Origin of the sequence: Streptomyces sp. XY431 (assembly GCF_001279805.1) — a bacterium.
GTDB lineage: Bacteria > Actinomycetota > Actinomycetes > Streptomycetales > Streptomycetaceae > Kitasatospora > Kitasatospora purpeofusca.
Window position 1 is genome coordinate 1 of the sequence record NZ_LGDO01000176.1, and the last position, 5,927, is coordinate 5,927.

Consider the following 5,927-nt stretch of genomic DNA (forward strand, 5'->3'; position numbering starts at 1 on the left):
CACCACCACCCTCCCCAGCCGCTCGGTCGCGCCGACCCCGACCCCGACCCCGACCGCCACGCCGGTGCCGGCCGTTCCGACGCCCACCGCCACGCCGGTGCCGGCCGTTCCGACGCCCACCGCCACCGGGAGCACGGCCGCGGCGCCGGCCGAACCCTCCTCCGACAGCACCGCCGAGGGTGCCGACCAACTCCCGGTCCCGTTCCCGATGGAGGTCCCGACCACCGCGCCTCTGAAGATCGTTCCGGCGGCGGTCACCAGGGCGACCAGCACGGCCGACAGCCTGGAGCGGAACCTGGCCACGACCGGTGGCGGCGAGGGGAAGGCCGTGATGGCCGGTGCCGGGGCGGCCATGCTCGGCGTCGGCGCCGGTGCCCTCGTCGTGCTCCGTCGCCGCAGGACGGCGCGGCACGGGTGAGACGTGCCGCGGGGCGGGCCCGGATCCGGGCCCGCCCCGCCTGACCGCACCGCCGCCGGACTGCGTCCCGGCAGCGGTCGTTCCCTCTGCCCGTCAACCGTGCTCCCGGCCAGGCCACTTGATCATCGGACCGGCTCCGGTCCGGCGCCGGCGGTCGGCGGCGGACTGCCCGGACGACCCGGGCCGGAGTCCGGACCGGCCGCAATGCTGCGACGGGATGAACCAGATGTTGCGGGTGTGTTGACAGTGATTCGGGGGGCAGTCAGGCTAGCCCTCAATATGTTGATTTCCGTGTGATGATGTCGCTTGCTGTTCGGTTTTGGATGAGGGATCTCTCCGACCGGACCTGGGCGCGGGACCGCACGGATGGCATCAAGGAACCCTGCATGAGAAGAGTGGGATCCGTTTTCGCGGGCCTCCTGGGCCTGCTCCTGTCACTCCCGGTCTGGGTGCCGGCGGCGGACGCCGCACCGGTCACCACCTCGACCGGAACCCAGTTCCCGGACACCGCCGGCGCGGGGGTGCAGGCGCACGGCGGCGGTGTGATCAAGGTGGGCGAGTACTACTACTGGTTCGGCGAGGACCGCGGCGAGGACAACAAGTTCCGCTACGTCTCCGCCTACCGCTCCAAGGATCTGAAGACCTGGGAGCCCCGGGGGCACGTCCTCACCCAGGAGTCCTCCCCGGAGCTGGCCACGGCCCTGATCGAGCGGCCGAAGGTCCTCTACAACGAGAGGACCGGGCAGTTCGTGATGTGGATGCACAAGGAGGCCGACGACTCCTACGCCGAGGCCCGTGCGGCGGTGGCGGTCTCCGCCACCGTGGACGGCCCGTACGAGTGGAAGGGGTCGTTCCGGCCGAAGGACGCGGCGGGCAACGAGTACATGTCCCGCGACATCACCGTGTTCGAGGACAAGGCCGCGGGCAAGGCGTACATGATCTCCGCCGCGAACAACAACGCCGACCTGATGATCTACGAACTCACCGAGGACTACACCCAGGTGAAGGGCATCCCGGCGAACCCCTGGCCGGGCCGGCACCGTGAGTCGCCGGCCCTGTTCAAGCGCGGGGACGTCTACTTCATGCTCACCTCCGGGACCAGCTACTGGGACCCGAACCAGCAGAAGTACGCCACCGCCCCGAGCCCCACCGGGCCGTGGACGCCGATGAGGGATGTCGGCAACAGCAACGGCCATCAGTCGCAGACCGCGTTCGTGCTGCCGGTCGAGGGCAGTGAGACCACCTCCTACCTCTACCTGGGCGACCGGTGGGCGGGTGTGTGGTCGGACCCGAAGCGGGTGAACGACTCCACCTATGTGTGGCTCCCGCTGGAGTTCCCGGACGCCACGACGATGATCCTGCCCTGGTACACCGAGGTCTCGGTCGACACGGTCACCGGCCGGGTCCGGGGCACCGGCGGGGACCCGCTCAACACCCTGGTGAACAAGGCCAGCGGGCAGTGCGCGACCGTGCCGGGCAGTGTCTCCGACAACGGCGTGCTGGTGGCCCAGGGCGCCTGCGACAGCGGACCGAACAGCCGGTGGCGCTTCACCGACAACAACAACGGCAACGTCCGGGTGCTCGCCCAGCACAGCGGCAAGTGCCTCGACGTCTCCAACAGTTCGGTCGCCGACGGGGCCGAGGTCGAGCAGTACGACTGCGGCTGGGGGGAGAACCAGCGCTGGCGGTTCGAGGACCTCGCCGACGGCTACGTCCGCATCGTCGCCAAGCACAGCAACAAGTGCCTCTCCACCGAGGACGGATCGAACCGGGTGGGCGCCCGCCTGGTCCAGACCGATTGCGGTACCGGTGCCGGTCAGGCGTGGAAGGTCACCCGGGTCGGCGCACCCACCGACCCGACCGGCCCCACCGACCCGACGGGTCCGACCGACCCGTCCGGTGGTGGCACCCCGGCCAAGGTGGGCCAGCCGATCAGCACCTCGGTCAAGGCCGGCACCCTCACCATGACCGCCGCGACGGACGCCGTCCGGCTCCCCCCGGTCGCCTTCGGGACCGGCGGGGCGTCGACCGGCACCCTCAACCCGGCGACCGTCAAGGACTTCCGCGGCGGTGAGGCCGGCTGGTCGCTCACCGGCAAGGTCACCGACTTCACCGGCCCGCGCGGCAGGATCGAGGCGGCCCGGCTGAGCTGGACCCCGACCTGCTCCACCAAGGCGAAGAGCCCGAGCACCTGCCTGGCCGGCAGCGCCGGAACCGTCGGCACGGACGGCGCGACCCTGGCCTCCGCGCCCGACGGGCCCCTGACCGGTGGGGAGTTCACCGCCGGTGCCACGGTCTCGCTGGACGTCCCCGAGTTCACCCCCGTCGGCGACTACACCGGAACGCTGACCCTCACCCTCCTCTGATCGTGCCCCGGGTGCCGGACGTCGCGCGTCCGGCACCCGGGATCCAGGAAAGCCGGCGAGCCATGCGCAGAGCCACCGTTGCCACCCTCCTCCTCGTCGTCCTGACGGTGTTCCTCCCCGCCCAGGCCCGGGCCGCGGACAACGGCGAATGGTCGGTCGAGCCGGCCGATTCCGCGATCACCCCGCGCACGGCCTTCCAGCTCTCCGCCCGCCCCGGCACGACCTTCGCCGACCGCGCCGTCGTCACCAACAGCACGGGCGAGCCGCTGACCCTGCGCCTCCACGTCGCCGACGCGTACAACACGCCCCGCGACGGAGGGCTGGCGGTACGCGGCCGTGAGGAGACCCAGCGCGACGTCGGCACCTGGGGAAGGCCCGAGCAGGACGTCGTGACCGTCCCCGCCCACGCGTCCGTCACGGTCGCCTTCACCCTGACGGTCCCAGGTGACGCCCCGCCCGGCGACCACGTCGGAGCCCTCGTGGCGGTCGACGAACGGGTCCGGCCGGGAGCCGGTTCCTTCATCGGTGTCCGGCGCGCGGTCGGGGCCCGGATCCACCTGCGGGTCGAAGGCGCGCGGCACCCGGCCCTCGCGGTCGAGCGCCTGCGCCTCACGACGAGGAATCCGGCCGTCCCGGGGACGGGCGACAGCAGCACCGCCGTCACCTTCACCCTGCACAACACCGGGAACGTGACGCTCGACCCCCGGGCCTCCCTGCGCGTCGGGGGACTCTGGGTCGGCGGGCCCGCGACGAGGCACCTGACGAACCTGCCGGCCGAGCTGCTCCCGGGCGAGAAGGTGCAGGTGACCGAGAGCTGGGAGGGGGCGCCCTCGGGCTGGGGCGAGGTGGCGGTCACAGTGACCGCGAACGGCATCGGCGCCACCGGCTCCGCCGGCTTCCTCGACCTGCCGTGGATCCTCATCGCCGCGGCCCTGGCCCTCACGGCCGGCGGGTCCGCCGTGCTGCTGGCCAGGCGCCGCCGCGGCGGCCGAGGGCGAAGCGCGGCGCGCTCGACGGCCGGCTGAGCCGACGGGCCGACCGGGCCTCTTCCGGGGGCCGGGCCGGCCGTTGGTGCAACAGCTGGCCCGGTCCCCGGCCCGCGTCGTTCGCCGACCTGCTCGAACCCGCGCGCCGGGGCACGGTCGTGCTGAACGGCAACCCCGGCACCGCCGGATCGGCCTTCGCCGGGGTGTTCGCGGCGCCCCGGCGAGGTGCTGGACGTCACGGCGAAGAACGGCACCCTAGACAGGTCCCGCGCCGCGGTGCGTCCGGCGGAACCGGCGCGCGGCTGTCCCCGCGCGGTGACAGCAGGTCCGGTTCGGTTCGGACCGGACCTGGGCTCACAGGCGGAAGGCGGCGGCCGGTCGGCAGGCCGGGTCCGATGTGCAGCCGGCGGCGCGCAGTTGCAGGATCTCGTCCACCTTTCCGGTGCCCTCGGCGGCGAGGAGCAACCCGGAGGAACGGTGGCGGAGCGCGCTCTCCCCGCCGGTGAGGTCGACGAGCTGCCAGGACTGGCGGGCACTCCCGTCGCACACCTGCTGGGCGACGGCGGCCCCGGCGGTCCCGGCCGCTTCCAGGCAAGCGCTGTTCGCGGCGCCGATGAGCTGGACGCCGCCGGAGCGGTCGGCGCGCACGATCCAGACCTGGTCCTCCGAGCCGGTGCAGGGTGTGAGGAACGGCAGGCCGGTGGACGTCTCCCGGTCCTCGATCTCGCCACAGGTGCCCGGTCCGGCGAGGCGCAGCCGGACCCGCCGGTCCCCCGGGAGCGGGGCGACCGGTGTGGAGGCCGAGAGCACGCTCGCGGACAGCCCGCCGCTGCGCCCGGCGGTCGGCCCGGTGCTCGGCCGGGGCGAGGGGGCCGTCGCGGACGGCGACCCGGACCGGCCCGCGGCGCTCGGCGGAGCGGTTCCGGACGGGGCCGCGGAGGAGCTCGGGGCACCCTTGGTCGGGGCGGGGGACGAGCCCGGACCGGCAGTGACGGGGGAAGAGCCCGGAGCGGGCGGCGCGGCCGACGGCGGGGCGACCGGGGGGAGCGTGACGGTGGCGAGGTCGATCGGACGGTCCGGCTCCCCGTCCGTCGGGCTGCGGGCCGGGCCGGGTGGCGACAGGTGCGAGGGACGCTCCGGGGGCGAGGACAGGAGGAGCGGCGTCAGGACGAGCGCCGCGAGGACGACGGTGCCGGTGGCGAGGGCGCCCACCACGACCTTCGAGGAGCCGGCGGGCGAACCGGCGGCAGGTGGCGCATGGTGCGGTGGTGGCGCGTTCGACGGACCGGGGCCTGCCCCGGCGGGTGGCACGAACGGCGGCGCCGCCGCGCCGACGACGGGCCAGGGGCCGACGAACGCCACCGCGGCGAGCCGCAACCGCCGGTTGACGTCCTGTAGTTCCTCGTCGCAGCGGCGGCAGTCCGGGCACTCGTCGAGGTGCCGGACCAGCGCCTTGGACCTCCGCTGGTTGCTCCCGCGGACCTGGGCGGCGAGCCGGCCCGAGAAGGCCCGGCACTCGGCCGACTGCGCCCTGGACAGGTGCGCCGTCAGGTAGGCCGTGCGCAGGCCCTCCCGGGCCCGCGCGGCGAGCGAGGAGACCCCGCTCGCCGAGAGGCCGAGCAGCAGGGCCACCTTCTCCGCGGGCAGGTCCTCGACCACCGAGTGCCACAGCACCGACTGCCACCGCTCCGGGAGCGAGCGGAACGCCGCGACGATCAGCTCGTGCTCGGCGGAGGCGGCGAGGATCTGGTCGGGGGAGAGGGCGTGCTCGGCCTCGTCGGCCCAGTCCTGGACGGCGTCGGTGGGGAAGGAGCGCCGGTCGCTCGTCGCCCACGCCGCCGCGGTGTTGCGGACGACCGTCAGGAGGTAGGGGCGCCAGCTGTCGGTCGGCCCGCTGCCCGCCCGCACGGCGGCCAGGGTCCGGACGAAGGCCTCGCTCGCCAGGTCTTCGGCGCGGTGGTCCAGGCCGCCGAGCGAGCGCGCGTAGCCGAGCGCGGCGCGGTGGTGGCGCTCGAACAGGGTCTCCACCACGCCGTCGTCCCCGGCCCGCAGACGGGCGATCAGCGCTGCGTCGGAGTCGGTGTCCGTGCCGGTGGCCGAGCCGGTGTCCGTGCCGGAGGAGGATGGGGCGGGCGCGTCGGCGGTCCCGAGGGGGAG

At 74.2% G+C, this 5,927-nt stretch carries 3 protein-coding genes and 2 pseudogenes; 4 read left to right on the plus strand and 1 reads right to left on the minus strand.

The window, feature by feature from the left end:
* The 4 genes and pseudogenes from ADK60_RS45765 to ADK60_RS19210 all read left to right on the plus strand — a co-directional run.
* The coding region (locus ADK60_RS45765; RefSeq protein WP_199839697.1) for a hypothetical protein at positions 1 to 418 on the plus strand (418 nt) is incomplete at its 5' end.
* Positions 419 to 804: 386 nt separating this feature from the next.
* Positions 805 to 2,259, plus strand: a pseudogene (locus ADK60_RS19205) (RICIN domain-containing protein); the annotation flags it as partial.
* 15 nt (positions 2,260 to 2,274) lie between these two features.
* A pseudogene (locus tag ADK60_RS45770) lies at positions 2,275 to 2,784 on the plus strand (WxL domain-containing protein); the annotation flags it as partial.
* Between the two features lie 62 nt (positions 2,785 to 2,846).
* On the plus strand, positions 2,847 to 3,809 hold the full coding sequence (locus tag ADK60_RS19210) for a DUF916 domain-containing protein (RefSeq protein ID WP_053647551.1): 963 nt from the start codon (positions 2,847 to 2,849) through the stop codon (positions 3,807 to 3,809).
* 315 nt (positions 3,810 to 4,124) lie between these two features.
* Here ADK60_RS19210 and ADK60_RS19215 read toward each other — a convergent pair.
* A partial coding sequence (locus ADK60_RS19215) for a sigma-70 family RNA polymerase sigma factor (RefSeq protein WP_053647553.1) occupies positions 4,125 to 5,927 on the minus strand: 1,803 nt, incomplete at its 5' end.

Bases quoted from the DNA above. Each gene is read 5' to 3' on its own strand.
- ADK60_RS19210 (WP_053647551.1), top strand. From the start codon at position 2,847: ATGCGCAGAGCCACCGTTGCCACCCTCCTCCTCGTCGTCCTGACGGTG.